Origin of the sequence: Paraburkholderia sp. BR10936, assembly GCF_040965735.1 — a bacterium.
In the GTDB taxonomy this organism is placed as follows: domain Bacteria; phylum Pseudomonadota; class Gammaproteobacteria; order Burkholderiales; family Burkholderiaceae; genus Paraburkholderia; species Paraburkholderia nodosa_A.
The window spans coordinates 299,900-326,825 of record NZ_JBFRCM010000005.1 but is presented as its reverse complement, the minus strand read 5'-3'; the positions used below and the strand labels follow the sequence as shown (position 1 = coordinate 326,825).

The window sequence follows — 26,926 nt, the reverse complement described above, 5'->3', positions numbered from 1 at the left end:
ATTCTGATTGACTCGATCAGTGCAGTCATCTTATTTGATTGAAACGAGCATTTCAACTACGGGAAAACCCTCGGAATGATTGAATCAATCAGTCCGATCGTGCGCACAGATTGCGCTCGCTGGGGTAATCGTCGTTTTCGTGCAAATCTGGCGGTTCCCCTTGACCGGGCGGGACTTCCACTCGCATCTATTAATATCTCAGTCCCAAGCGCGCGGTTCGATGAGTCTCTCCAGGCGATGTTGTTGCGAGCGCTCGAGTCGGCGGTTGCCGGGTTTCAGGCCGAACTCGCTGCCGCTTTACGATAGAGAGGAATGAGTTGTCCCGGATGCATTTCCGCGGAGCATGCGTCCCGTACCAGCGTCTTCCTGCGCGAGCTGCTGAGCGAAGTTTTCGCAGACGGGTGGGCGGCAACCCGCACGATTCGGAGAAACGGATGCGCGAAGCGGATTCGCTTTGCAAGCTCGCGGATTTTCATGTTGGGAGTCGCAATGAAGGCTTGACATTAAAGTCTTCTTTAACTTTAGCCTTCGGGGATAGCCAACTGAAAGGTCGCCTCAATGAAGCCGTTTACTCCCTTGATCCTGCCGAATGGCGCGACGACTCGCAACTGGCTCGCCAAGGGGCGATGGAGGAAAACACGGCCGATGCGGAGCACGCGCCTTCCGACGCGATTATGTCTAAGTCAATATGACTTTCCGTGAGGTGGGGCTGGCCTGACGTGGGCCGCTTCATCGAGCGTCTACTTGCTATGTAGGTCTGCGTTTCGAGCGAATATGACGAGACTGAAATGACACAACGATCCAGGACGGTCCTGATAACCGGCTCCAGCTCTGGCCTGGGCGCCGGGATGGCTCGGGAATTCGCCGCTCGTGGCTACGATCTGGCGCTCTGCGCGCGGCGCACTGAGCGCCTTGTGGAGTTGCAAAGGGAACTGGCCAGCGCGTTCGACGTGAGGGTTGAAATCAGGGCTCTCGATGTCAACGAACACGAGCAGGTCTTCGCGGTATTCAACGAGTTTGCACAGGTGTTTGGCCGCCTTGACCGGATCGTTGTCAACGCCGGCATTGGCGAAGGACGACGTATCGGTACCGGACATTTCGGCACTAATCTGCGTACCGCCGAGACAAACTTCATAGCGGCGCTTGCCCAGTGTGAAGCAGCTGTGGAGATATTGCGCAGGCAGGGCAGCGGCCACCTGGTGGTGATCTCATCGATGAGTGCAAAACGCGGCCTGCCCAGGCATCTGACCACCTATGCGGCAACCAAGGCGGCCGTGGCACACCTCGCTGAAGGCATTCGTGCCGAGTTGATCAAGACGCCGATAAAGGTCACCACCCTGTTCCCCGGTTATGTACGTACAGAGCTGAACGCGGCTGCAAAAAAGCTGCCTTTCGAGCTACAGGAACGCGTGGGCTGTCAGCACATGGTAAAGGCTATCGAGCGCGAGCCGGCGGAGGCCTGCGTGCCCGGATGGCCGTGGTCACTGGTCGGCATACTGATGCAAACGCTGCCGTTACGCTGGGTAGCACGGATGAACTGAAGGTCATCAAGTTGGCGGTCAGGTTCAGTCTGACCGGGGAGTATTGGAAACATGAAAATTGGTGAGCTTGCGGAGCGCACGGGCCTTGCTGCCTCGCGAATTCGCTTCTACGAAGGTATCGGCCTGCTAAAGGCCGAACGTCAGCCGAATGGCTACCGGACGTATTCATCTCAAGCCGTGGTGGTGCTTAAGCTGATTGCGACAGCGCAGCAGGCCGGTTTCAGTCTCGACGAGATTCGGACGTTGCTGCCGCCCGACTTGATGCAATGGAAGCACGCTTCGTTGATGGAAACAATGCGCGGCAAGGTGCAGGATATCGAAGCACTGGAATCGCGACTCGCGCAGAGCAAAGCGCATCTCGTCGCGCTTCTGGCGGAGATCGAAGCGAAACCCGAAGAGATGGACTGCACCGCCAACGCGAAGAGAGTGCTGTCGCGCCTGCATTCGGGGGAAGTGAAAACGCCCGCTCTGGAAGCGGCAGACGTGACGACGCTTCGTAAGGCGAAGCGTCGCGGGTCGCTCAAGCGGGGTTAGGAACCCCCGGCGAGTGACGCCTGGCACGCCGGCTGCGTAGTCGCCTCGCCGCCCGTCACAGCAGTGAAGCGACCGCTTCGGCCGTCGCCTTGGCGGACTGTGGGTTTTGACCGGTGACCAGCCGGCCATCGGTGACGACCTTGGAGACGAACGGAAGCAGGGCTTTTTCGTAGTGCGCGCCGCGCCGCTTCATCTCCTTCTCGGCGTTGTAGGGTACTTTTTTCGCGACACCTGCCAGCACTTCTTCGACCCAGGAGTAACCGGTCAGCCGACGCTGCGCCACCAGCAATGTGCCGTCCGAGAGCTTTGTGTTGAGCAGTCCGCAGTAACCGTGGCAGACGGACGAGACGATCCCTCCGCGTTCGTAGATATCTCGCGTGATGCGCTGCAGGTCGGCATCATCAGGAAAGTCCCACATGACGGCGTGACCGCCCGTGAAATAGATTGCATCGAACTCCGCCGGATCGAGCTGGTCGGGGCGCGCGGTTGTCGCCAAAAGTGCCTGGCGGTCCTTATCGGTGAGCCACTCTTTCACCGAGGTATCGGCTAGCGGCCATTTGAGCGAACGCGGCTCCAAGGGGGAGACGCCTCCCTTGGGGCTGACCAGACGCTGGTCATACCCTTTCCCGGCGAAGACACGCCAGGCGTGGGTCAACTCGGATAGCCAAAGGCCGGTCGGCTCGGACCGGTCGGCATAGCTGGCGACATTGCTGACGACGTGAAGTACGCGTTTGGTCATGTTTGTAGGTTCCTTTCGATCGACCAATCTGCCCGGATGCATCACGAATTGCCTGTCTTCGAGGAGAGCAGGCACGGTGCGTCCGGGAGCCACAACCATAACGGTTAATTCAAGCTGAAGGTTAAGGTCTTTTGACATTACGATCGGCTGATCGGGAATCGCTGGTCAGGAGGCCGTCCAATAGCGTGGTCAGGGCGTCATCAATGGCGTGATCGCCTACCTTCGCTGGCACCAGCCGCCCGTCAATCGCAAGCATCGTCAGGCCATGGAGGTGGGCCCAGCATGCTGTCGCCTGGCCGAGCGCGGAGCGAGGACGAATCGTGCCCTCGCGCTGGCCACGCTCAAGGACATCAATGACCAGCTGGAAGGGCGCCTGCGTACGCGGATCGAGGTGTATGTCCGATGGCTCTCCCGCGTCTGTGTTAAACATCAGACGATAAAGTTCCGCGTTCCTGGCGCCGAAGCCCAAATGAGCGTGGGCAAGCGCCAGCAAGTGCGCGGGCGCGTCCAAAGCCGGACTGAGCGCGGCGAGCAGTTCCTCGCGCAGGCGATCGAATCCGATCAGGGCGAGCTCATGCAGCAGCGCCGTCTTGTCCGGAAAATGCCGATAGGGCGCGGCGTGGCTAACTCCCGCACGTCGAGCAACCTCGCGAAGGGTGAACTGCCAGCCTTTCTGCTCTTGAAGCATGTTAAGGGCCGTTTCGACGATGGCGCGCCGTAAGTCGCCGTGGTGATAGGGCTTTGTCCCGGTGGATGTGTCCGACGGCATGTAGGGCGGTCCGATGTTGACAGGAGACACATTTTGCTCATACCATCCCGAATCGTCAAGTTGACAATGTCTACATTTCGACAATCTCGCGAGGTGCAACGTGTCCATTCCCACAGAACCCATCCCAAACATCGACGCAGCAGAACTGCTCGGGCGTCAACGCAGTGCATTCCTCAGAGAGGAGCCGCCGAACCTCGCGCAGCGCAAGGCCAGACTTGCCCGGCTGCGTGCCGTAGTTCTCGCGAATCGGGAACAAGTGAAGGAGGCGATCAGCGCTGACTTTGGGCACCGCTCGCACCACGAGACGGACATCATGGAACTGGTCGGTGTGATCCAGTCGATCGACTACCTGACGCGGAGCCTCGGCCGGTTCATGAAGCCTGAACGCCGGCACGTTGGAGTCCTCTACCGTTCAGGGCGCGCCTGGGTCGAATACCAGCCGAAGGGTGTCGTCGGGGTGATGGCGCCGTGGAACTATCCGTTCTCGCTGACGTTCATTCCCCTTGCGACCGCGCTCGCCGCCGGCAACCGCGTGATACTCAAACCCTCCGAGTTGACGCCGCGCACCAGCGAACTCATCCGGCGAATGCTCGCGGAAAGCTTCCCGGCTGACGAGGTCGCCGTCGTACTCGGGGGCCCGGAAGTCGGCGCGGCGTTCAGCAGCCTGCCGTTCGATCATCTGTTGTTCACGGGCAGCACCCAGGTCGGCCGCAAGGTCATGAAGGCAGCAAGCGACAATCTGGTGCCAGTGACGCTCGAGCTCGGGGGCAAGAGCCCTGTCATCGTCGCGCGCGGACACCTCGACGAGCGGACCATGAGCAGCATCGTCTTCGGCAAGCTGTCGAACGGCGGCCAGACCTGCGTCGCGCCTGATTATGCGCTCATCCACGAGGGCGACCTTGAGGCCTTCCTCACGCGGTTCGATGCGACGGTAGCCCGCACCTATCCTGAAGGGCCGACCGGCGCCGACTACACCTCGATTGTCAGCGATACGCATTACGATCGCCTGGTCGGCCTCGTCGAAGATGCCCGGCGCAGAGGCGCGCGCGTAGTCGAGGCGGGAGTGGCACCGGAGAGCGCAAGCCATCGCCCGCGTACGCTTGCGCCAACGCTGGTCATCGGCGCGGGTGACGAAAGCGCAATCATGCAGGAAGAGATCTTCGGACCGATCTTGCCGGTACGGACCTATCGCAACATGGAGGAAGTTATCGACTATGTGAATGCGCGGCCGCGTCCACTCGCGCTCTACTATTTCGGCAATGAGGACAACGAATGTGAAATGCTGCTGACGCGGACGACCTCTGGCAACGCCGGCGTCAACAACACGCTCATGCACGTGGCCCAGGACGACCTGCCTTTTGGTGGCATTGGGCCGAGCGGCATGGGGGCCTACCACGGCGTCGAGGGCTTTCGCGCGATGAGTCACGCAAAGGGGGTCTTCGTTCAGGGGCGGTGGAATCTTCCTCGCCTGCTGCGGGCACCGTTCGGGAAAGTCGTGGACCTCGCTTTAACCGTCGCGCTTGGAGCAAGCCGCAAGTCTGACGGCAAGATCCTTCGTTCGGATACAAGGAGCTCAGGTTGATGAGCATCGCCGTGTGAACTCTAAGCTCCTCGGTTGGCGGGAGTCTGGGTCGTCCGCGGAGTTCGACCCGCTGACGCACGAGCTACCTCTGGATGTCTCTTATTGGCGGCGAAGGCGACGTTGAAACGGCCCAGAGGTGCGGCTCTTGCATGCCTGAATGTGGTCGCGGCCTCCAGCGCCGGGAGCGTGCGCGCCGTCGATCAGCCGCGCTTCGGCCCGTCGGCGAGCGCGGCTGCAAACGCGTCGGCCAGCGCGTCCTCGGCAGCGGCGACATCGCGCGTGCGCATCGTGTACGCCTGTCACGCGGCGCATCCCTGCTGCCGCTCGCTGTCGCTCATCTAGTTCCAGCGGTCTTCCGAACAGAGCATCAACAGATATTGCATTCGAGCCTCCGTCATGGGTTGAGGCGGGAGATTTGCATCGCTCCGCCATCTCAATGAGGCGCGGGCCGCGTGCCAACGGACAGGTGCCAGCTCGCGCATGGAAACAGACTTTCTGTGAACGTGTCGCCGCCGCGCATGATCTCCGGGGAGCAAGCGGAGGTCTTCTATCAACGCTTCAGGAGCCTTCTACCGCCGGTACTCCAGCGACCTGTTAAGTCGCAAGGGGGACGCTTGACCTTAAAGTCAACTTCAAGGATAGAGTCCAGGAGTAAGCAAAGTGTGAGGTCCCGAAAAGGGCGCGTACGCTGATACCACTCCGAGGATGCCAGCCACATGACAAAGACCATGCTCAGACCGCAGCGTGCCGCTTGCGAATGTCGTGCTTGTCAGTTCCCGATTGAAGCGGTGGCGGCCGCCCCGTTCATCTGCCACAGCACGATCTGCCACGCCCACACCGGCAAGCGATTTGGCGATGTGACCAACTTGCGCGCCAACGGTGCGTGCAGAGGAAGAGAACTTCTCGTTCGAGAGTTTTCGCCTTTCTCTCACCATCAATCGCAGTCTCTGCAAACGCTGCGGCAAGCCGGCAATTGAATTTGGCGGCTTCCGGGCTGGCAAAAGTCGGCTGCATACCGAGAGTGAATTTCCCGCGGCAGGATTTATTGCCAGCGCAGTAGCCTTTCATATCTACCGAAGGGCAGACCTAATCGACGACTTCCCCAAACGCAACGGCTATCTGAAAAATGCACCCGCCGTTACTAAGCTGACGATGGAAATTTTTAGGCACGAACTAGAAACCATGAACATGACGCGCCGTGAACTGGTGGCTTCGATCGCTGCCGCTAGCCTGGTCGGGCTGGCCGGATGCCAGAGCCCCATAGAGGAAACGACCGTGAATCAAACCGATTCCAATATGCGCAACAGCCGCATCCAAAATTCCGCGCAGTCGCAAGCGGACAACCGAGTGACGAAGAAGGCCGGGAGGAAGCGCATCCTTCATGTCGTCACCAACGTCAGCCACTACAACGATGTCTCGCATCCGACCGGCTTGTGGCTGTCCGAACTGACGCACGCCTATGACGTGTTTTCGGCCGAGGGGTACGAACAGCGGATTGTCAGCCCGCGGGGCGGAACAGTGCCAATCGAACCCCGTTCGCTTAAGTGGCCGCACTTCGACAAATCGGCGCGAGAGGGCTATGCCGACCCGGTGTTGTCCTCGCTGTTGAAAACTTCAGCCGCGCCTGACGAAATAAACGCTGCAGATTTCGACGTCATCTATTTCACCGGCGGCCACGGTGTCATGTGGGACTTCCCGGACGATGCGCGACTCCAAGCGATAACGCGTGAGATTTATGAGTGTGGCGGCGTTGTCTCGTCCGTTTGCCACGGCTATGCGGGCCTGCTCAACACAAGGCTTTCAGATGGTCGCCTGCTGGTCGCAGGTCGGCACCTTACCGGGTATTCGTGGACTGAGGAAATTCTGGCCGGTGTCGCCAAGGAAGTTCCCTACAACGTGGAAGCGCAGATGCGCTCGCGTGGGGCGCTCTATGAAAAGAACCTGCTGCCGTTCACGTCAAATGTCGTTGTCGATGGCCGATTGGTCACGGGACAGAATCCGCAGTCGGCAAAAGCAACCGCTAGAGAGATAGCGCGCATCCTTTGAACAGGATGCCTTTTCGGGGATGGCCGAACGCCATTGACACCCGGTTTCACGGAGACTCAGTTGAAAGTTAAGACCATCATTGTGGGAACCGGCTTCGGCGGATTGGCGACGGCCATCAAGCTGAAACTGGCGGGTGAACAGGATTTCCTGTTGATCGAGCGTGCTTCCGGGGTGGGTGGCGTCTGGCGAGACAATCACTATCCGGGCTGCGCGTGCGACGTGCAATCGCACCTCTATTCCTTTTCCTTCGCGCTCAAACCCGATTGGAGCCGGGAATTTGCCTCGCAGCCGGAAATCCATGCCTACTTGAATAATTGCGTTGATCGTTTCGGCATCCGGAATCGCATCGTGTTCAATGCCGAAGTCACCCGCATGGACTGGCGCGAAGACACCGGCGAATGGTTGGTGACGACAACCCAAGGCAACTACCGGGCCCGCTTCGTTGCGGGCGCTTTCGGTTCGTTGAGCGATCCCGACATTCCGGCGTTGCGCGGACTTGAATCCTTCCGCGGCGAGGTTTTCCACTCTGCGACGTGGAACCCTGCCTTTCGCCATGCAGGCAAGCGTGCAGCCGTCATTGGCACGGGGGCTTCGGCTATTCAGATCGTTCCTGCCATCCAGCCGGAAGTGAGCAGTCTGGTGCTGTTCCAGCGGACGGCACCGTGGGTGTTGCCCCGGCATGACGAGCCAATTCCGGCGCAAAGGCAGAACCTTTATCGGCGCTCGAAACTGGCAATGAAGTGGAACCGCATGAAGATATACACCAAGCGCGAGCTGTTCGTTTTCGGGTTCCGCAATCCTGCGCTCATGCGTCGAACCCAGAAGACCGCGTTGGCTCACTTGCACGGTGCCATTTCCAGCCCCGAGCTTCGCGCAAAGCTGACCCCGGACTACGCGTTGGGCTGCAAGCGCATCCTTATATCGAATACCTACTATCCCGCGCTCGCCAAGAAGAACGTCGAGGTGGTGAATGCCGGGGTCAGGCAAGTGACGGAAACCGGCGTGGTGGACGCGACGGGAACTCTGCGGGAAGTGGATTTCATCGTTTTCGGCACCGGCTTCAAGACCAAGGAGCCACCGTTCGCCAGTTACATTTTCGACGCCAAGGGCGAAACCCTTTCAAGCGCCTGGGCCGGAAGCCCGAAGGCTTACCTGGGAACGACCATAGTGGGGTTCCCAAATCTTTTCCTCCTGCATGGCCCTAACACAGGGCTGGGCCACACCTCGGTAATCTACATGCTTGAGGCTCAAGCCGAGCATATCGTCAAGGTGATCCAATTCGCCGACAGGGCGCGCAAGCGTATCATCGAGCCGAAGCGTGCGGCCCAAGCTGCGTTTGTCGATTTCCTCGACAGCGCGATGAAGGGAACGGTCTGGACAGCCGGCGGTTGCGAGAGTTGGTATCTGGACAAGACCGGCAGGAATTCCAGCCTGTGGCCAAGCTTCACCTTCACGTTCGCAAAGCGGGCGCGGCATGTGTCCGAAGATGCCTACGCACTGAGGGATGCGAGGGTTCCTGAATGACGCCGCGCCTGTGCCTGTTGCGTGCGATGGACTTCATCGCTAGGAATCTCCCCGACTCGCTGACAGGGACACCTTGCAGCGGCGACGGTATTGCGCTGTCGCCATTGCTTCACTGGATTCTAAAGCTCAGGCTCGAAACGGATTTCAACCGGCTGGGTGTGGCCGCGATGCGCGAGGGCTTCCGCAAGGACATGATTGGGCTGCGAGCGGGATATGCCATTGCAGGTACGCGCGACTTGCTGATCGACACGCCTTCCACCCGGCTTCCAGCGCGGCGCTATCTGCCTTTGAAAGAGAACTCCTTGCCCGTATTGCTGGTGTTCTTTCATGGGGGCGGGTTCGTCATGGGTGATATCGAAACCCATGATGATCTGTGCCGGCTGATTTGCCGAACGGCGGGAGTCCAAGTGTTGTCCGTGGATTACCGGCGTGCCCCGGAACATCCATTTCCCGGGCCGCCCGAGGATTGCCTCGATGCATTCCGTTGGGCGCAAGAACACGCCGAAGATTTTGGTGTGCATGAATCCGCTGTCGCCGTAGGTGGCGACAGCGCGGGTGCCAACCTTGCAACGGTCACGGCATTGATGGCTCGACAGGACCGACCTGCGCTGAGTCAACTGCTGTTCTATCCGGGCACAGATCGCATGCCGAACTCCGTGCCGCCAGGCAGCAGAAGGAAAGCATTCCTTACGCCCGAAATCCGCAACTGGTTTTACTTGCAATACTTGGGGAGGGGCGAGCATGAGGCCCGGAACCCACTGGTGTCGCCGCTAAATGCGGAATCGTTGGCCGACATGCCGCCTGCCGTGCTGGTCACGGCAGGATTCGATATCCTGCGAAACGAAGGGCAAGCCTATAGCGCAGCATTGGCGCGACATGGCAACAAGGTGATTCCTTTGCACTTCGCGCGTCTGGATCATGGATTTGGCAATCTGGTCGGGCCGCATCGTGAATCCGAGCACGCGGTCATCGAAGCGGCATGCGCATGGCGGTCACTTTCCGAAGTGACGCTCAAAGTGAGCAAGACGGAACAAAGCCATTCTTAAAAGCGGCGAAAAATCTAGTAGCGTCCCAAGAAGAAATGATGCTGGAGCGCCCGTGGACATGATCGCCGATACCTCCGTTTCCGAATTACACCCGACGCTCGATTGGTACGCTCAGCGTGGCAGGCACATCAATGATGAGCAGCGCATCGACGACCTGCGACGCCTGCGCACAGTGCCGAAAAAAAGCGTCTCGACGAAATGGCGCGGGTGGCTCCGGCTGAGAACCGGATAGTAGAAGTCGGCCCTACGCTCGACTTCAGGTTGCCGGCGACCAGTATCTCGACACAGCAGCCGATGAAGTTGGATGCGCGCATGCGAGCCGATCGGTTCGCAAAGGAAAGTGGATCGACCGCTTCGCGCATCTATTCCCAAAAAATCGTTTGGGAAAGCTCGCCGATCCTCATGGTTTTGGGTAATGAAGGCTTGACATTAAAGTTATCTTTAATCTTAGTCTTTTAGGATAGCAAACGAAAGGTAGCCTCAATGAAGCTTTTTACTCCCTTGATCCTGCCCAATGGCGAGACGATTCCAAACCGGATCGCCAAGGCGGCGATGGAAGAAAACATGGCCGATGCGGAGCACGCGCCTTCCGACGCCTTGTTGCACCTCTATCGAACTTGGGCGGATGGAGAAGCTGGACTACTTCTCACTGGCAACGTGATGGTCGATGCGCGGGCGATGACCGGCCCAGGCGGTGTAGTCCTCGAAGAGGATCGCCACCTCGATCGCTTTGCGCGCTGGGCCGAAGTGGCACGCTCGAAAGGCGCTCAAGTCTGGATGCAGATCAATCATCCCGGCCGGCAGATGGCCGCCGCGCTCGGTCAGGCAACCGTGGCACCGTCGGCGGTGGCGCTGGAACTCGGCTCGCTTTCCAATGGGTTTGCAGTTCCAAGGGAAATGACCGCAACCGACATTGCCGAGGTGCAACGGCGCTTCGTGGCAACCGCCAGACTGGCCGAGCGCGCCGGCTTCACCGGCGTGCAGATCCACGCGGCGCATGGCTATCTCCTGAGCCAGTTCCTGTCGCCGCTGTCGAACCGGCGCAACGACGCATGGGGCGGCAGCCTGGAAAACCGGGTGCGACTGCTGCTCGAAATTGTCCGCGGCGTGCGTGCAGCCGTTGCAAGTGGTTTCGCGGTATCAGTCAAGCTCAATTCGGCAGACTTCCAGCGCGGCGGCTTCTCGCCCCAAGATGCTCAAGCGGTGATTGGCATGTTGGCTCCGCTGGGTGTTGATCTCGTCGAGCTTTCGGGTGGTAGCTATGAAGCGCCTGCGATGACGGGGGATGCGCGCGATGGGCGCACGTTGGCACGGGAAGCCTATTTCCTGGAATTTGCCCGCGACATCGCAGCGACGGCCACCATGCCCTTGATGGTAACGGGGGGTATTCGCCGCCGAGAGATCGCCGAACAGGTTATCGACAGTGGCATCGACATGGCAGGGATCGCAACCGCCTTGTCTATAAACCCGTACCTGCCGCGCGAATGGCGGGCCGGCCATTCGCCGGCTCCTGCGCTGCGTCCGATCACCTGGAAGGACAAGGCATTGGCGGCCCCAGCCCTGCTGGCTGCCGCGAAGTACCAGATGGCCAGATTGAGCCGCGGCAAGCCGACCGAGCCCAATGTATCGCCGGCATGGGCGCTCTTTGTCTCGCAAGCAGAGATGTTGTTCCGTGCACGCCGTTATCGGCGCTGGATGGCTCGCCGTTCAGAGGCTTCACTTCAATAACTCTAAGAAGACGGACGGAGAGGTATGAACACTGCGAACGCGCAAGAAGTGGATTATGTCGTTATCGGCGGCGGTTCTGCCGGCTGTGCAGTGGCGGGGCGTTTGAGTGAAGACGCTGATATCAGTGTGGTGGTGCTGGAAGCCGGCGGCGACGGTGACCGGTTCCTGATCCGCACTCCGGCAGCCATCGTGCTCCTGGTGCCCGCCCGACGGAATGCCTGGATGTTCGAGACGGTGCCGCAGGCGAGCCTCAACCAGCGCCGCGGGTTTCAGCCGCGTGGCAAGGTCCTGGGTGGCTCCTCGGCTGTCAACGCCATGGCTTATATCCGTGGACATAAAACTGATTACGACCACTGGGCCGCCTTGGGCAATGTCGGTTGGTCGTTTGATGAAGTCTTGCCATATTTCAAGAAGTCCGAGCACAACAACGACATCTATGACCAGTGGCATGGGCAAGGCGGTCCGCTGCGTGTCAGCAACTCCTTCACGGACAATCCTTTTCAGGAAATCTGGTTGCAAGCGGCGCGTCAGGTGGGTTATCGCCTCAATGACGATTTCAACGGTACGGAGCAGGAAGGCATCGGCGTTTATCAGGTCACGCAAGACCACGGGGAGCGTTGGAGCGCGTATCGTGGCTATTTGCAACCGCATGTGGAGCAACGCAAGAACCTTCACATTGAAACCGTCGCGATGACGCAGCGCATCCTTTTTGATGGCAAGCGTGCGACCGGCGTGGAGTACCGGCAAGGGGGCGTGCTGAAAACCCTGCGTGCGCGGCGTGAAGTGATTTTGAGCGCCGGCGCCTTTCAATCGCCGCAATTGCTGATGCTGTCCGGCATTGGCGATGCGGCAGAATTGCAGCAATACGGCATTCCGGTGTTGCATCATTTGCCGGGCGTCGGCAAGAACCTGCAGGATCATCCTGATTTCATCTTCGGCTACAAATCCAGAAGCCGGGATCTGTTCGGAATTTCACTGCCTGGCATCGCGCGGGTTGCAAGTGAATTCCGGCGTTATCACCGCGAGCGCCGTGGCATGGTAACGTCCAATTTCGCGGAAGGCGGTGGTTTCCTGAAAACGCGTGCGGAATTCGAAGCGCCGGACGTGCAACTGCATTTCCTCACGGCATTGGTGGATGACCATGCGCGCAAGCTACATGCCGGACATGGCTTGTCTTGCCATGTTTGCGTGTTGCGTCCCAAGAGTCGCGGAACTGTGAAGCTGCAGAACAACGATGCGGACACACCACCGCTGATTGATCCCGCTTTCCTTGCCCATCCTGATGACATGGAAACGCTGGTCGCGGGCTACAAAATGACGGAGAAGTTGATGAAGGCACCGGCGTTTAAGCCTTTCATCACTCGCGATATGTTCACGTCCGACGTAAAGACCGATGACGACATCCGGGCCAAGCTGCGCGAACGAGTGGACTCGGTTTATCATCCAGTAGGCACGTGCAAGATGGGGCACGACGCACAGGCCGTTGTGGATGCAACGCTGAAAGTGCATGGCTTGCAAGGATTGCGCGTTGTGGATGCGTCCATCATGCCCACGTTGATTGGAGGCAATACCAATGCACCTTCTATCATGATTGGTGAAAAAGCCGCAGACATGATCCGCCGGAGCGAGAAACCTTATTTTTAAAGCAAAGTCCTGCCGTATCGCGCATTTCGACAGGCACGCTTTCGTCGCGCTCGCAGGGAGGCGTAGATTCGATTTTGCTTTGGACGATCAACGCGGGCGCGGCTACTGCCGCGCCATGATTTTGCGTGCAGATCGGGTCCGATGCGTCGGGGTCGGCGGCACCGCTAGCGTTTCGTTTCGATGATCCACCACAGCACACACGGCAATGCGCGGCCTCTGATGGGGTGAATGACCATCACATTACTGACACACCGGCAGTCCGAGCTACCCTTATTGGGACGCTTGACCTTCAAGGGGAGTTGAACCTTAAAATGCCGGCAATCACGCTCGCCCGCCGGGTTGTACATCGAGAAATGTCAACAAACACCTGCGCGCGGCACACACCGTCGAATTCGGACCGCACAACGTCGAAGTGCCGGAAGGTGGCTACTGCGACCGCTACGGGACGAACCCCGACCTCGACGAGGTGGCTCGGGATCCTGCCGCGGGAATATTGACTATTCCCACAGGACTCGCGACAACTGGTTGCTTCGGGAGGTTGAGAAGTGCGAGTCGACGGTTCTGAAGTATGGGGCGCGTAGCGCGCATTGCTGCGATTCCGATTCGATCCCTTCGCACGCCCTACGCGCGTGCCGTTCGACGAGAACTGCATCGACTTCGCCCGCCCGCAACCCCGGCAACCGAATCCGCGGAAAGACCGCAGAGGGCGACGTTGAGCCAATGAGCCGCTGCGCGAATCCTGCCGAACCGCATGTCATAGAAATTGGCTTCTTTCCGTAAGCTCTCAGCAATGAACAGCCTCGGCATTCGAATTGTTAGAACACTTCGCAAATTGGCGTTTATTGCGTATAGGGCGCCGACTGTTCAGTATATGAACTGAATAGTCGGATCCGGACGAGCTGCGAAGTCAAATAGACATAAAGCCAAACATGAAGACTGTTGGTGCAATCGGCCTAAGCGATATGGTGTGCGGCATGGCGTCCTCGCTCAAGCGGAGCAGTTATGACGTTCTGGGGCTTCAAGTCTTGCCAGGAATCGCAGATGAGCTGCTGCTAGAAGGAGGTGGGTAGGGACGCTCCGTTATCGCAGCTATATCTAGTAGAAGGCGTAAGACGCTCAGATTGAGCGATCGCGAGATTGCGTGGGCCAGCTTTGAGTCGCACGCGCATTGAGATTGATCAAATCTCACCGAACGACAATAGTGGTCTGTAGACCCCCTTAACTCGAACCGTCACGCAGCGGCGTCACGTCTGTGGTCGCGACGCCGCCGGGCAGATTGACTTTGCGAACACTATCGTATATTGAGAGATGGCTGCATTAACGAGAGCAAGTGGCCTTCGCGGCTATCCTTCGCTGATGCGCGCCATGGGATTTGATCCCGTGCCTCTGCTGGCTCGTCATCACATTGCCGAGGCGTCGCTCGATGGCAGTGACGTGATGGTCCCCCTGCGTGCAGTCGCCCATCTGCTAGAAGCCAGTGCGGAAGCTACGGGATGTGGCGATTTTGGTTTGCGTCTGTCCAGGTGTCAAACCATCGATCTGCTCGGCCCGTTGGCCATCGCGGCCCTGAACGCGCCTACGGTCGGCGACGGACTTACTTATGTAATGCGTCATCTGTTCATTTACAGTCCGGGTCTCGTTGCGACGCTGAACGAGAGCGCCCCGATCTTGGAGAATACGATCGAAGTGTCCTTCGAGCTACGCCTGCCCGCTCATGTCGTCACGCGTCAGACGATCGATCATTGCCTGGCTAATGCACATAATTTCATACGCCTCGGTGCCGGGGACAGTTACGATCTGCGAGCAGTCTCGATACCGCATGAGCCGGTCGTCAAGCGCAGCGTGTACGAGCGGTTCTTTGGCGTGCGCGTTCTAAGGGAGGCCGCCACTGCAACCCTGCACATCAGTCGGGCAACGTTTGCTACCGAAGTTAAAGGCGCGAACGGAATGCTTCGGCAGATCGCGGAAGATTACATCTTCCGGAACTTTGGAGACGCAGGAAACACCGTTTCAGATCGCGTTCGCCGGATGCTACGGCAAACGCTCGGCGAATCAAGCAGTGACAAGTCGACTGTTGCCTCATTGCTTGTGTTGCATCCGAGGACGCTCCAACGTCGTCTCGCGGAAGAGGGCACCAGTTTCGAAAACATCAAGGAAGGAGTGCGCAAGGACCTTGCTCTGCATTATCTGCGAGAGACCAAACTGACGATTGGCCGGGTTTCAATGATGCTTGGTTTTCCTACACAATCGTCACTGTCGCGTGCGTGCCGCGAGTGGTTCGGACTGACCCCTTCAGATATTCGCAGCGGGAATCATCAAAAGCTCCGCCAGTCCGATAGCGTTGCAGATGGTTAGGGCCGTATGCAGCAGCGGGTTGTTCCAACCGATCAGCATTGGAATGAGGGCCTTCAGCCGCTTGTCGCAGATTCGATCTGCCCGTTCGGATGGATCGAGCTTCATCGATTGCTCGACGATGGCGGCAACGCCGTTGATACTCCTGCGAAAAACGACGATATCGCAATGCTTATAGACCTTCAGCGCATCGTCCAGGCGGAACCTCGCGCCGTCCCAGCGCCTCGATCATTGCCGATAGTAACGACGCGTCATTGCCGCTGCATTCAAGCCTAAGTGTGACGCTGTTGGGCGTCTGCACAGTCAACCGCGCCGAAACCATTGCTTGTGTCGGCGTCCTCGCTGCGGTGGGGCTTCGTGACGATGGACTTCGACTACCGGAACGAATGCTGTGGCAACCGGCGGAAACTGAGCGACGTGTCTGCCCATGCCGCGTGCGCTGCATCCATGACCGCACACGTAACGGTGCTAATCGAATGCTACAGATGCCATGTCTCAAATCGTAAATCTATTGTCCCATTTTGTTAAGCCGATAGCGTATTTGTCGCGTAGAGTGACTCCCGAACGAGCAACTAAATTATCTGGCGTGTGGCGGTTTGAGACGCTGTTCAAATCACCTTGGCCGGGCAATCCGCTCACGTTGTGGCGGGCCAGTTAGCCACGGGCGCTTCCGCACGGAGACCTAAGTATGACACTTCATGATCGTGTTGCCGTACTGACCGGTGCTGGGGGCGGTATTGGTCGCGCGCTTGCGCTGTCGCTGGCGCGCCGTGGTTGCCATCTCGCGTTGACCGATACCAACGAACGTGCCCTCAACATGACTGCACAGATGGCGGGTGAGTTGGGCGTGCGGACAAGCCAGCACCTGCTCGATGTCGCCAGCCGTGCCTCAGTCGCTGCATTCCCGGAGGAAGTGGTGCCCGTGCATGGCCGCGTCGACTTGCTGATCAACAACGCAGGTGCAGTGGTGGGCGGCGGGTGCCACCCGGTCAGAGTAGTTGACCTTGAGTGGCTGATGGCGGTCGACCTCGAGTGCGCGGTGACGGTGACTCGTGCCTTTCTGCCCCTGTTGCGTACGCGCAAGCAGGCAAGCGTTGTCAACATCTCAAGCCTGTTCGGGTTCATTGCGCCCTCCGGCGAGTTTGCTTGCTCAGCCAGCAACTTTGTGGTGCGCGAATACTTCACCTCGTGGCGCCGAGAACCCGCAGATCCACCGTTGAAGGTGCCCGTTAATCAACCTGATGGCATCGCCCCATCGATCGCTCGCAATGCGCGGGGAGCACCCGCCGTCTTACAAGAAATCGTGCAGCAAATTCGTGCCGACATGGAAAAGCTGCTCGACATGCCGCCGCAAATAGCGGCCGAGTTTGTCATGCGCGGCGTCGGAGCTGATCGAGGCCGGATGCTGGTTGACCTCGACGCTATTCTTGCCTCCCGCCTCGAGCGCATCATGCCGGTGAGCTATTGGCGGCTGCCAGAAAATTCGAACCCACGCCAACGTGATGAGCAGTAACTAGTGGCCAATGAAACAGCGGGTCGCAGCATCGCGGTAGTGTGCGCTTATCCCTCGTCAGGCAGACCAGACGTGCCTTCGTTGCCTGCGATAGACCCGCGCGCGATCTCCGGGGTGAGAGGCGAAGGGTGCCACATCGTGGCTTTGTTGAGCGAGGTTGATCGCATTTACGCGTAGATTATCGCGGAATCGGAAAGCAAAGTATGCGCGATTGTTTCAAGATAGATGGATCGATTATTTCCCGCGTTGCCAAATTTGCGGTGCATGGCTCTACCGGCCGATCTGCCATTACTAGAAAAGAAGCGTTGACGCGCAGCGCAAAAAGCATGCGCAACGCCTGCCCGATCTGCATTTTCGCTCTCCTGTGCGTGGCTCCGCTTGGCAAGATTACCGCCGCGCCGTCGCCCGACGAGGCTCGAACATCAAGAGAGCAAATGCAGGACATGCAAGCCCTGTGGCAAGTGCAGCAGCACGAATCGCGCCAGAAGTCGTTGCAACAATCCGTACCGGCCAGCGAGAGTCCGACTGTTGAAACGGGGCACGGCGCAGCTTGCCTACCGTGGGAAACAGTTGAAGTGAGAGGCCTCGATTTGCTAAGTGCGAGACAGAAGCGCACGTTATTCGATGCGTTGCATACCGACTGCGTGACCGCGGAGAAGCTCGGAGCGTTGACACGACTGATCGCGGCGATGTTCCTGGAACAGGGCTACTTCCGCATCAACCTCGATCAGGGCCATGTCGGCCGGGCACTCATATGGACGGTCAGGACGGCCAAGGTCGCGGCGATACGCAACGACACGTCGATGAACACCGCGAGCCTGTTCCCAGGACTAATAGGAAAGCCTGTCAACGTACACGATCTCGATCAGGGTCTCGAGCAGGCCAACCGGCTTCCCGGCCATCGGGTGACGATGGACGTGTACCCTGACCAAAGCGGGGATGTGATCCTTGCACTGTCTGACGTTACCACGGGGGCTGTGCACGGCTCGATGGGCTGGAACAGCCTTGGCTCCGGCCGCACCGGCCGTGCGCAGGTCGATGCGGAAATTAGCCTATCGAATCTTGTCGGCTTGGCCGACAGTCTTACGATTAACGTTACCAGCACGCTTCATACTGAGCCATCTTATTACAATCGCAGCGCAGGTGCGCTCTATACCGTCCCCTATGGCCGCTGGACGTTCTCGGCGTTGGGCGGCGCGTCTGCTTACCGCACATCGACCGCACTAGCAATCCACACGGTACGGCTGGACGGCGGTTCCTGGTTCGCAGGGTTAAGAGGGGAATATGTGCTTTCCCGTGACGGCACGCATATCAGCTCCGCGTATGGGCAGCTGACGCGCGAGGTCGTTGAGAGTCGTTTCATGGGTACTGCGGTGGCCCTGCAAGGCGCGTCCCTGAGTACAGTCGCTATCGGTCTCAATCACACGGCCCTCTTTGACGGCAACGCGCTTGGGGCGAACTTCGAATACAAGCAGGGACTGCCTTGGCTCGGCGCGGACAAGGACGTGCCGGGAAGCGGTTTGCCTGTTTCGCAATTCAGGAAGCTGGCGACGTCGTTGTCGTGGTCGCATGCGTACCGGATTAGCAGCCTGGTGGTCCGCTTCGACCATGAACTGGCGGCGCAATACAGCGCGGACAATCTTCCTTCGATCGAGCAGATCGGCATCACAGATCGAGGTACCGTCCGCGGCTTTCGTGATACCTACTTGACCGGTGACTACGGGTTCTATCTGCATCAGACCGCGACGAGTCCGTTGCATGTCGCGAGCGTCGCGCTCAGCCCGTACATCGGTTTGGACGCGGGCCGAGCCCGCCAGCGTGGTGGAGAGTGGCAGGGTGCCATTAGCGGCACTATCGGTGTGACATTGGACAGGAAACCCTGGTCGGCCAACATTGCGCTAAGCCAAGGCAGGGCGTTCGCGCAGTTCTCAGGTGATGCCTGCGAAACGGAATTCATGACGCAGGTCCATGCAAGCTTCTGAGGCAATTGAGCGCCTTGTGCACGAATCACTGGATCGAAGACAGCCGGCGAAAGAACCGAGCAGACTACGAAGGGGCGACAGTTACATTAAGGAGTCGCGGCTTGAGGGAGAGGGAGGCGACGTAATGTTGTCCGGGTGGGCTCAATGATTGGACTTGAAAACACGGGGGAAAGTATGTCGAAGCACCTGACGGAATCATGCATCTTGTCTGCATCGGGGCGACTGTCTGTCTTTGTGGGACTGGCCACAATGGGCATGAGCGCAGCCTATGGCCAGAACATTGTGCCGGTAGGGAATACGAATGTCGGCCAGCACAACGGCGTGGACGTCGTTAGCATCGTGGCGCCGAACGCCACTGGATTGTCGGTCAATCAATTTAACAACTATAACGTCGGTACGCGGGGCGCCGTGCTGAACAACTCGACTGTAGCCGGACAGTCGCAACTCGCTGGGCAGTTGGGCGCAAACCCCCAGTTGCGGGGACAAGCGGCTCAGGTCATCCTTAACGAAGTGGTCAGCAAGAATCCGTCGCTGCTGCTCGGAAAGCAGGAGGTATTCGGAATGGCGGCCGACTACGTGCTTGCCAACCCGAACGGCATCTCCTGCGCGGGATGCGGTTTCATCAACACGCCGCGCGCTTCGCTCGTCGTCGGAACGCCAGAGCTGGCCAATGACCGCATCAAAAGCTTTGCTGTTGGAACCAACGGCAATAGCAATGAACTTGCTGTATCCGGCAACGTATCAGGCGCGGCTGTGCTCGATCTGATCGCGCCGAAAGTCGATATCAACGGCAACCTCCGGGCGAGCGACAGTATCAACGTCATCGCGGGGCGTCAGCACGTCGACTACGATGGTCTCGGCTTGCACGAGCTGACTGCAAGTGAGCAGATGGCAAACGCACCGGTGCCCGTGATGGACGGTTCCCTCGTCGGTAGTATTTCGGCGGGCACGATCCGCATCTACAACAGCGATCCGCAGGGGAACACCAGTATCCAGAGCAATCTGGACGCCGGCCAAGGGGTCAATGTTCATTCGGCGGGCAATATTTCGGTTACCGCCAGTCGGATTGCCGCGCCGCAGATCGCGGTTTCGGCCAAGGATCTTACGATGCAGGGGCAGGTGCAGGCTACGGACATAGTTAATGCACCGAGTTCCAGCGGCTCGTGGACTGGAGGGACACGCACGACGTCGGGCGCCAACCATTCGGAAACTTTTGCCGCGACTCAAATTCACGGCGGCGACATCGATTTAAGCGCGGCCGGCACGGCGAGCCTGAACGGCGTCCAGATCGACGCGCACAACGTCAACGTGACCGCCGAGAACGTCGTGCTCGGCAGCACCGTGACGACCAATGCAGATTCGAGCACCGACACGCAACGCAAGCTACTCTGGAGCAATTCGACCCAGACGGACACGCAGGCTCAAACGCTGTACGCCAACAAGTGGCAAGCTGACCAGAACGTGAGCATTCACGCTACGCACGGTGCGGTGATTGCGAATGCCGCTGCGATCGCCGCGGGCGGATCGGTCTGGATTGGCGGCGTTCAGGGCGTGACGTTGGGTGGAACCGCAACCCAAATCAGTTCAGTCGTCACCAACAGCTACGCAAACGACACCGCAGCACTCAAGACAGGTCAACAGGTCACAACTGACGCGGAACAGACGTATCACGGCACCTTTATCCAGGCCGGCAACAAGGTTGACATCGACAGCGCAGCGGACGTGAATCTGCTCGGCGCGCAAGTCAATGCGACGCAGGTTGCAATTGGCAGCCAGGGGACGGCGACCATCGGCGCGCAGTCCAGCCAGAATGTAGACAGCCGGGAAGAGAATTTTGTGTACTGGGGCGCGATTGGAGGCGGCGAGACGCATGGCGTGCAGACGATTGTCACGACGCAACACGGCAGCACGGTCAATGCACAAAACCTGTCCGTGCAGGGCCGTGACGGAGTGAACATCGTTGGCACCACACTGGCCGGCGTAAGCGGTGTGCAACTAGCGTCCGCCGATGGCGCTGTCAGCATCGACCATACGTTCAATCACAGCGAGATCTTGCAGAACGACAGGCATGGTACGGCGTTTAACATTACCGACAAGAGTCATGGGTCGCGAACCGAAGCCGACATTACAGTAGCATCGGCGATTGCGTCGCAAGGCGATGTTCAGGTGAGCAGCGCGAAAGATGTTTCGCTGACTGGCAGCAGCATCGCTGCTGGAGGCGATTTGAACGTGCACGCTGGCGGCACGATTCGCAGCGACATCGCCGATGCGCAGACCTCGGCGACCATGCAGGACTTCTCGCTCGGTGTCGTGCCGGACGTACAGCACGATACAGCGGGAACTAACCTCAACGTGACTGCGGGAATTGGACTGCAGGGCGTGACGCACACCGTCGGCCATGGCAGTGGCTCAGCCACGGCCAGCACACTGACCGGCGGGACGGTCACACTTCAGGGCGATACGGCGATCAATCTGAAGGGCAGTCATATTGTGGCCACGGCCGGTGACGTCAGGTTGGGTGGCGATAACGTGATCGTTGGAGCTGGTGACAGCAAGGCGACTAACAGCTTCGATGACACCAACATCACGGGGGCCGGCACTTACGTAAGTGGCAAGATCACCAACATCGATACCAGCGATATCTTCAGGTTCATCGACGGCATCAGCAAGTTCAACGGCGTCCAGGTGGTGGGTGGTGTTCAGGCCGGTTCGCAGCAGACCAACATCCACGACGAAGCACATCAGGCGATTGTGTCGACTGTTCACGCCTCTGGCAATGTCACGATGCAGGCCGATCAGATGTTGCGAAACACGGGCACAGCGGTGACCACGCCCGGCACGATCAATTTGGCTGGACACGATGTCGTCGACGACGCGGCAACGAACATGACGACCAACACGGTTGTCAGCGGCGACCAAAAGGTCACGCTTGCGATGGATGCCGCGCGGTTGCCCCAACCGTCTGCCGACTTGGGATTGACCGGCGAGGGCGCCATGTCAACCGGGCTCAACACCACGGCAGTCGGCGGCAAGCTTTCCGGCGGGCAGATCAACGTCAACGGAAGCAACAGTGTGACGGATACCGGTACGCAATATGCCGCTGCCGGCGACGTCAACATTCACGCTGGAACGTATGCGGGCAATGCCGCAGAAAATTCGCAGGTCACGACCGTTCAGACGGGGAGCGCAGGTGCAAGCGTGGGCGCTAGTACGGTCACATTTCAAGATTTCACCGTTCAGGAGAGCGGCAATGGCGCGTATCAGTATCAGCAGACCGGCAGCGCGCAGGCGGTATTCGGCGGCATCAAGGCGCAGAACGTAACCATTCAGGCCGACCATACGTTGTCGTCAGCGATGAACATCGCGGCTACTGATCAAGTAACGTTGGCTGCGGGGCAGGATGTCACAGTTGCACAGGCCAATGACCGCCAATGGCAATTCCGGGCAGGGGTATCAGGCGGCGGCAGCTTGGGCGCGACGGTCGTTCCAGGCGCCGGCGCGATCACGCCTTCATCGTTTTCGTTCAATGGCAGCTCGAACTATGCCACTGTACGCGACAGCCAGTCTGCGGCCGTCAACCTGTCTGGCAAACACATCTCCGTTGTCGCGGGCGACTCGGCCGTGGCGCAAGGCGCAACGTTGATGGCGAATGACGTGACGATGCAGGGAGCAAAAGTGGATTTCGACACCGGCTACGACCACCACGACGCCCTCGGCATCACCACGCAAGGCAGTGTTTCGGTCAATCTTGTTCCAGGCAAAAGCGGTGCGTCGCTCGGCGGCGGGGCGAACGGCGCGGGCGTAAGCGTCGTTAGCGAAAGCGCGTCGCAAGCTCATGGTGGCACGATCGTGGCTGGCGACGTCAACCTGATCGGCAATAGCGAAAATCTCTCTGTCGTCGGCGCGAACATCGACGCCAATAACCTGACCGTCAGCAACTTGTCCGGCAATGTGTCCGTGACAGCTGCCAAAGGTGAGACGCATAAGGCGGATTGGAACGTCAACGGTGTTGTCGAACCTGGCGTGAACGCGCAGGTTGATATCTCTGACGAGAACAAGACGGGTTGGCAGATCGGGAAAATCAGCGCTGGAAACGTCAAACTCACTGCCGGGCAAGACATCATACTGCAAACAAACTTGGAGGCCAGTGCCCTGAATGTGAATGCGGGTAGCAACGTTTCTGTATCCTCCGCTGAGGATCAATCGACCACGTTCGGATTCAAATTCTCGGCGAATACCAACGAAATGCCGAGTGCTATCCGGGGGGCGACCGCAGCCGATGTGGTCAAGTCGATCGCAAACAACGTGGCCAATGGAATCGCAGCGCTCAGTTCGAACGGAAATGTGGTCCTGACGATCGATAGCGCGGCGAACACGCAGGTCAGCACCATTCAAGCCGGGCAGATGAATGTGACTGCAGGCGGAGGGCAAGTGACGGTAAGCGCTGCGAACGTGAACAGCGACGGTGGCTCCGGCTTCGGCGGGGCGGCGGTTATGACGAGAAGCGACCACGCATATGCGTACCACGTAGATCTCAGTGGAGCTGTGGCCGCACTGCTCAGCGTTCCGACGTCCGGTTCGGCTGCCAATGGCTATCCATTCCACTGGCCGATTGGCGGGAACTTCAACATGGGCAGGAAAGACGCCGAAATAAGTGCTTCGATCAATTTGAAGTAGCCATATATTTTTTGGACCAGGCGCTCGCCGAGGCCGTGCCGAGCGCGACGCATGTCATCGTCATCGGGGCGTGGTAATCCTGTTTGTTGTCTAGATTACCGGTCGCCGCCGTGATGCTGGTTGACAGCGAGGCTGGCACTCGAGCAGGAAGCGCTACTGCCACTGCCCACGTCAATGTCGGCACCAGGGGCTGTGTCTTCGCAGTTGCGCCGGGTGCTGCCGCGCGAGCGTCTCCAGCATTCGCTTGCGGTGTATGACGCGCTGCTGGAGATCGCCGCATGAATCTCCAGTACGAACGGATTGCCAGCCTGTGCAAGCAGTTGAAGCTCGAGCGCATCCCCAGTGATCGGGGAGCGCTCGCGCAGCACACCGCCACGACCGATGCGAGTCTGGCGGACTCCCTTGAGCAACTGCTAAAGGCAGAATATCAGCACCGCTCATGTCGTCATTTGGTGTGCATTGGTGTTAACCCATAGAGACAACGGCGCACTACGCGCCTAATCTTTGGATACAGAGTTCAGAACACGGATATCAGTATTCGGAATTAGCCGGCGCTGGAAAAATCGGTCCCTATCAATCAATGGAGGCAGGACATGAGCATCAAAGAGGACAAGCTGGATGAGCAGAAAAGCACGGGCGGCACAGCCCCGGTCGCTAAAAAGCTGATTCCCTATGGCGGGTACTACACGAACAAGGTGCCCGAGCATGACCCCGAGCTCACCGAAACGGGCCCCGGCACGCCAATGGGTGAATTCATGCGTCGGTTCTGGCACCCGGTCTGCATGTCGATGGAGCTGACCGATACCCCTCGCTTCCTCAAGATCCTCAACGAGGAACTTGTTGCCTTCCGGGACAAGAGCGGCCGGGTCGGCGTGCTGCACGCGCACTGTGTGCACCGCGGCGCCTCACTCGAATACGGTGCCATCCAGGAGCACGGCATCATGTGTTGCTATCACGGCATGGTGTTCGATGTCGACGGGAAGTGCCTCCACGTTCCTTTTCCCAAGGGGGAAGAGAAGGAGGCTGAAAAGTTCGCCTGCTCGATTCGTCAGGGTGCATACAAGGCGGTCGAGCGCAACGGTCTCGTCTTCGCCTATATGGGGCCGCCGGAAGACGAGCCGCCGTTCCCCGAGTGGGAGGGCGACTTCACGGTGATGGAAGGTGATGAACTCGTGCCGTACAGCAACTTCCAGCACTGCAACTGGCTGCAGGTCCAGGACAACGCGGCGGACAACTATCATCCGACGGCGCTCCACGCCGGTAAGAACGTTGTTGGTGGTAACTTCCAGGGCACCACGTTCGACGAAGTCGGCGCTGCATCGATGGAAGTCGCGCCTGACATGAACTTCGTCCCGGTGCAAAGCGGGCGCAGCCTCGCGTGTGCGGGTGCGCGCCGCGTGGACAAGGACAAGCTGTTCGTTCGCGTGCAGCACCAAGTGCTTCCGAACCTCAGTCTGCACGCTTATACATCGGAAGATGGCTCGAAGAAGAAGCTCTTCAGCCGCTTCCACATCATCCGCTGGACCGTACCGGTTGACGACGAAAACAGCAAAATGATTGGCTGGCGCGTCATGGGTCCCGGCATCGACACGCGTGGCGTCGGCAACAAGGAAATGGTTGGCTACGAGACCATCGACTTCCTGGAAGGCCAGGTCGCGATGCGACGTCCGGAGCGCTTCGGCAAGTACAAGCTCGAAGACATGCCGCCGATTCCGCCCAACCATCGCGAACGCGCTAACTACAAGGAAGCGCAGTACGCACCGGGTGACTACGAAGCCATCATTAGCCAGCGTCCCATTGCCGTTCATGCACTGGAGCATCCGACGCGCTTCGACGCAGGCTTGTATCAGTTCCGCAAGATGTTGCGCGATGCGGTGCGCGGCACGAATCCGGCTTCTTCTGCCCAAGGATTCGCCGACTGGTTCCGCGAACTCGCCGGCGCACCGAACAGCTTCTGCTCAGGCAACGTCTTCGAAATCGCGGAAGGCGAAACCGTCGAAGACGAGGTGGTTCGCCGCCGCAAGGTACTGAAGTCGGTCGTCGAAATCCTGACGCAGAGTGACTCGATGAAGGGAAAAGAGCGTGCCGAGTTCGTGCGTAGCAAGTTCGACGAACTCGAGCAATCGCTCAAGCGTTAAGCCATCATGGCGCGGACACATCCATGTGCGCGCCCGCTCGCAAGGGCTGTGGCGAACGCGTGTAGTTTGCCGCGCAAGGACATCAAATGGAAACCGTACTGGAAGCAGAAGAGGCAGTCGAGGATATCGACGCAGGAACCCTTGACGTCAGAGTCAAGCAGATTCGCTACGAAGCCCAAGGCATCAATTCTTACGAATTGACGAGCCCGTCCGGCGAGAAACTGCCTCCCTTCGACGCCGGCGCACACATCGATATTCATCTGAAGAACGGCATCATCCGGCAGTATTCGCTGTGCAATTCTTCCGCCGAACGCCACCGCTATGTCATTGCCGTGCTCAAAGACGAGAACGGCAGGGGCGGTTCGCGCGCAGTGCATGAAGGGCTCGGCGCCGGCGATATCGTCACCATCAGCAAACCCCGGAATCACTTCGCACTCACGCGCGAGGCCAAGAAAGTCATCCTCATCGCCGGTGGCATCGGCGTCACGCCCCTGAAATCGATGGCACACGAACTCGAAGAGCGCGGCATCGACTTCGAGATGCACTACTGTGCCCGCAGTCCCGAAGCTGCTGCGTTCGGTCCGGAACTCGACGGCGTGCGTCGGGCAGGAAAGCTGCACTATCACTTCGACAACGGAGCGGTTAGCAACCAGCTCGACATCAAGCAGCTTCTTGCGCAGCCAACCGCGGGGACACATGTGTATTACTGCGGACCCGGTGGATTCATGGCCGCGTGTGCGGATGCAGCGAGTCATTGGTCCAAGGGCACGGTGCACTTCGAGCATTTCAAGGCACCGGAGCAACCGAAGCGCGCGCCGAGCGGCGCCGAGCCTTCCGATGGATGCGAAGTGAGAATTGCGAGCACCGGCCAGGTCATTCAGCTCAAGCCGGAGCAAAGTCTCTCCGATGCGCTCAACGAAGCGGGCGTCGCGGTTGCGACGTCATGCTGCGCCGGGCTGTGCGCCACCTGCAAAGTCAGATATCTCGAAGGCGAGGTCGAGCATAACGACTTCATCCTCAGCGACGAAGAGCGCCAGGCGTACCTGACGACCTGTGTTTCAAGGCCTGCCGGCAAGACACTCGTACTCGACCTCTGAGCAGCTTGCGGTGG

General features: G+C 59.1%; 19 protein-coding genes and 1 pseudogene. 18 read left to right on the top strand and 2 right to left on the bottom strand.

The window, feature by feature from the left end:
• The first annotated feature begins 434 nt into the window (after positions 1-434).
• From AB4Y36_RS13715 to AB4Y36_RS13705, 3 genes are all read left to right on the top strand, one after another.
• The gene (locus tag AB4Y36_RS13715) at positions 435-692 is read left to right on the top strand and encodes a hypothetical protein (protein WP_368683242.1); all 258 of its coding nucleotides are present in this window, start codon (positions 435-437) and stop codon (positions 690-692) included.
• Positions 693-788: 96 nt separating this feature from the next.
• Entirely contained in the window at positions 789-1,541 is a 753-nt protein-coding gene (locus tag AB4Y36_RS13710) for an SDR family oxidoreductase (RefSeq protein WP_368683241.1), read from the top strand.
• Between the two features lie 51 nt (positions 1,542-1,592).
• The gene (locus AB4Y36_RS13705) at positions 1,593-2,075 is read left to right on the top strand and encodes a MerR family transcriptional regulator (protein ID WP_368683240.1); all 483 of its coding nucleotides are present in this window, start codon (positions 1,593-1,595) and stop codon (positions 2,073-2,075) included.
• A gap of 55 nt (positions 2,076-2,130) precedes the next feature.
• Here the strand turns inward: AB4Y36_RS13705 and AB4Y36_RS13700 are convergent, their stop codons facing one another.
• Together AB4Y36_RS13700 and AB4Y36_RS13695 are read right to left on the bottom strand one after the other, a co-directional pair.
• Positions 2,131-2,814 (bottom strand): type 1 glutamine amidotransferase domain-containing protein, encoded by a 684-nt coding sequence (locus AB4Y36_RS13700; RefSeq protein ID WP_368683239.1) that lies wholly within the window; start codon positions 2,812-2,814, stop codon positions 2,131-2,133.
• 121 nt (positions 2,815-2,935) lie between these two features.
• Complete coding sequence (locus AB4Y36_RS13695) at positions 2,936-3,583, bottom strand: TetR/AcrR family transcriptional regulator (RefSeq protein WP_368683238.1); 648 nt, start codon at positions 3,581-3,583, stop codon at positions 2,936-2,938.
• A gap of 100 nt (positions 3,584-3,683) precedes the next feature.
• Between AB4Y36_RS13695 and AB4Y36_RS13690 the strand changes: the two genes are divergently transcribed.
• From AB4Y36_RS13690 to AB4Y36_RS13620, 15 genes and pseudogenes are all read left to right on the top strand, one after another.
• The gene (locus AB4Y36_RS13690) at positions 3,684-5,165 is read left to right on the top strand and encodes a coniferyl aldehyde dehydrogenase (RefSeq protein WP_368683237.1); all 1,482 of its coding nucleotides are present in this window, start codon (positions 3,684-3,686) and stop codon (positions 5,163-5,165) included.
• A 1,347-nt stretch (positions 5,166-6,512) separates the two neighbouring features.
• Positions 6,513-7,211 carry a type 1 glutamine amidotransferase domain-containing protein gene (locus AB4Y36_RS13685; RefSeq protein WP_342946653.1) on the top strand — a complete coding sequence of 233 codons (699 nt, stop codon included), beginning with the start codon at positions 6,513-6,515 and terminating at the stop codon, positions 7,209-7,211.
• 60 nt (positions 7,212-7,271) lie between these two features.
• The gene (locus AB4Y36_RS13680) at positions 7,272-8,735 is read left to right on the top strand and encodes a flavin-containing monooxygenase (RefSeq protein WP_368683236.1); all 1,464 of its coding nucleotides are present in this window, start codon (positions 7,272-7,274) and stop codon (positions 8,733-8,735) included.
• The gene (locus tag AB4Y36_RS13675; RefSeq protein ID WP_342946503.1) at positions 8,732-9,781 is read left to right on the top strand and encodes an alpha/beta hydrolase; all 1,050 of its coding nucleotides are present in this window, start codon (positions 8,732-8,734) and stop codon (positions 9,779-9,781) included. The genes AB4Y36_RS13680 and AB4Y36_RS13675 overlap by 4 nt, the downstream gene beginning before the upstream one ends.
• A 58-nt stretch (positions 9,782-9,839) precedes the next feature.
• Positions 9,840-10,013, top strand: a complete 174-nt coding sequence (locus AB4Y36_RS13670; RefSeq protein ID WP_368683235.1) for a hypothetical protein — start codon at positions 9,840-9,842, stop codon at positions 10,011-10,013.
• A gap of 251 nt (positions 10,014-10,264) precedes the next feature.
• Positions 10,265-11,509, top strand: a complete 1,245-nt coding sequence (locus AB4Y36_RS13665) for an NADH:flavin oxidoreductase/NADH oxidase family protein (protein ID WP_368683234.1) — start codon at positions 10,265-10,267, stop codon at positions 11,507-11,509.
• Positions 11,510-11,533: 24 nt separating this feature from the next.
• Positions 11,534-13,153 carry a GMC family oxidoreductase gene (locus tag AB4Y36_RS13660; protein WP_368683233.1) on the top strand — a complete coding sequence of 540 codons (1,620 nt, stop codon included), beginning with the start codon at positions 11,534-11,536 and terminating at the stop codon, positions 13,151-13,153.
• A gap of 1,308 nt (positions 13,154-14,461) precedes the next feature.
• Positions 14,462-15,508: an AraC family transcriptional regulator ligand-binding domain-containing protein gene (locus AB4Y36_RS13655; protein ID WP_368683232.1), complete on the top strand. Its 1,047-nt coding sequence runs from the start codon at positions 14,462-14,464 to the stop codon at positions 15,506-15,508.
• 685 nt (positions 15,509-16,193) lie between these two features.
• Positions 16,194-17,018 carry an SDR family NAD(P)-dependent oxidoreductase gene (locus AB4Y36_RS13650; protein WP_368683231.1) on the top strand — a complete coding sequence of 275 codons (825 nt, stop codon included), beginning with the start codon at positions 16,194-16,196 and terminating at the stop codon, positions 17,016-17,018.
• A 203-nt stretch (positions 17,019-17,221) separates the two neighbouring features.
• The gene (locus AB4Y36_RS13645; RefSeq protein WP_368683230.1) at positions 17,222-19,000 is read left to right on the top strand and encodes a ShlB/FhaC/HecB family hemolysin secretion/activation protein; all 1,779 of its coding nucleotides are present in this window, start codon (positions 17,222-17,224) and stop codon (positions 18,998-19,000) included.
• Positions 19,001-19,255: 255 nt separating this feature from the next.
• Positions 19,256-23,677 (top strand): hemagglutinin repeat-containing protein, encoded by a 4,422-nt coding sequence (locus AB4Y36_RS13640; protein ID WP_368683229.1) that lies wholly within the window; start codon positions 19,256-19,258, stop codon positions 23,675-23,677.
• Positions 23,678-23,803: 126 nt separating this feature from the next.
• Positions 23,804-23,959 (top strand): annotated as a pseudogene (locus AB4Y36_RS13635) (IS21 family transposase); the annotation flags it as partial.
• Positions 23,956-24,153, top strand: a complete 198-nt coding sequence (locus AB4Y36_RS13630) for a hypothetical protein (RefSeq protein WP_342946495.1) — start codon at positions 23,956-23,958, stop codon at positions 24,151-24,153. The pseudogene AB4Y36_RS13635 and the gene AB4Y36_RS13630, both read left to right, overlap by 4 nt.
• Before the next feature lie 117 nt (positions 24,154-24,270).
• A complete protein-coding gene (locus AB4Y36_RS13625) occupies positions 24,271-25,815 on the top strand; it encodes a Rieske 2Fe-2S domain-containing protein (RefSeq protein WP_368683228.1) in 1,545 nt (514 codons plus the stop codon).
• A gap of 86 nt (positions 25,816-25,901) precedes the next feature.
• Complete coding sequence (locus AB4Y36_RS13620; protein ID WP_368683227.1) at positions 25,902-26,912, top strand: 2Fe-2S iron-sulfur cluster-binding protein; 1,011 nt, start codon at positions 25,902-25,904, stop codon at positions 26,910-26,912.
• The last annotated feature ends 14 nt before the right edge of the window (positions 26,913-26,926 follow it).

What these genes read in the sequence shown, in the direction of transcription:
- AB4Y36_RS13630 (WP_342946495.1), top strand. Translation starts at nt 23,956, where the DNA reads ATGAATCTCCAGTACGAACGGATTGCCAGCCTGTGCAAGCAGTTGAAG.
- AB4Y36_RS13620 (WP_368683227.1), top strand. Translation starts at nt 25,902, where the DNA reads ATGGAAACCGTACTGGAAGCAGAAGAGGCAGTCGAGGATATCGACGCA.
- AB4Y36_RS13675 (WP_342946503.1), top strand. Translation starts at nt 8,732, where the DNA reads ATGACGCCGCGCCTGTGCCTGTTGCGTGCGATGGACTTCATCGCTAGG.
- AB4Y36_RS13695 (WP_368683238.1), bottom strand. Translation starts at nt 3,583, where the DNA reads ATGCCGTCGGACACATCCACCGGGACAAAGCCCTATCACCACGGCGAC.
- AB4Y36_RS13715 (WP_368683242.1), top strand. Translation starts at nt 435, where the DNA reads ATGCGCGAAGCGGATTCGCTTTGCAAGCTCGCGGATTTTCATGTTGGG.
- AB4Y36_RS13625 (WP_368683228.1), top strand. Translation starts at nt 24,271, where the DNA reads ATGAGCATCAAAGAGGACAAGCTGGATGAGCAGAAAAGCACGGGCGGC.
- AB4Y36_RS13655 (WP_368683232.1), top strand. Translation starts at nt 14,462, where the DNA reads ATGGCTGCATTAACGAGAGCAAGTGGCCTTCGCGGCTATCCTTCGCTG.
- AB4Y36_RS13650 (WP_368683231.1), top strand. Translation starts at nt 16,194, where the DNA reads ATGACACTTCATGATCGTGTTGCCGTACTGACCGGTGCTGGGGGCGGT.
- AB4Y36_RS13665 (WP_368683234.1), top strand. Translation starts at nt 10,265, where the DNA reads ATGAAGCTTTTTACTCCCTTGATCCTGCCCAATGGCGAGACGATTCCA.
- AB4Y36_RS13705 (WP_368683240.1), top strand. Translation starts at nt 1,593, where the DNA reads ATGAAAATTGGTGAGCTTGCGGAGCGCACGGGCCTTGCTGCCTCGCGA.
- AB4Y36_RS13700 (WP_368683239.1), bottom strand. Translation starts at nt 2,814, where the DNA reads ATGACCAAACGCGTACTTCACGTCGTCAGCAATGTCGCCAGCTATGCC.
- AB4Y36_RS13640 (WP_368683229.1), top strand. Translation starts at nt 19,256, where the DNA reads ATGAGCGCAGCCTATGGCCAGAACATTGTGCCGGTAGGGAATACGAAT.
- AB4Y36_RS13645 (WP_368683230.1), top strand. Translation starts at nt 17,222, where the DNA reads ATGCGCGATTGTTTCAAGATAGATGGATCGATTATTTCCCGCGTTGCC.
- AB4Y36_RS13670 (WP_368683235.1), top strand. Translation starts at nt 9,840, where the DNA reads ATGATCGCCGATACCTCCGTTTCCGAATTACACCCGACGCTCGATTGG.
- AB4Y36_RS13710 (WP_368683241.1), top strand. Translation starts at nt 789, where the DNA reads ATGACACAACGATCCAGGACGGTCCTGATAACCGGCTCCAGCTCTGGC.
- AB4Y36_RS13660 (WP_368683233.1), top strand. Translation starts at nt 11,534, where the DNA reads ATGAACACTGCGAACGCGCAAGAAGTGGATTATGTCGTTATCGGCGGC.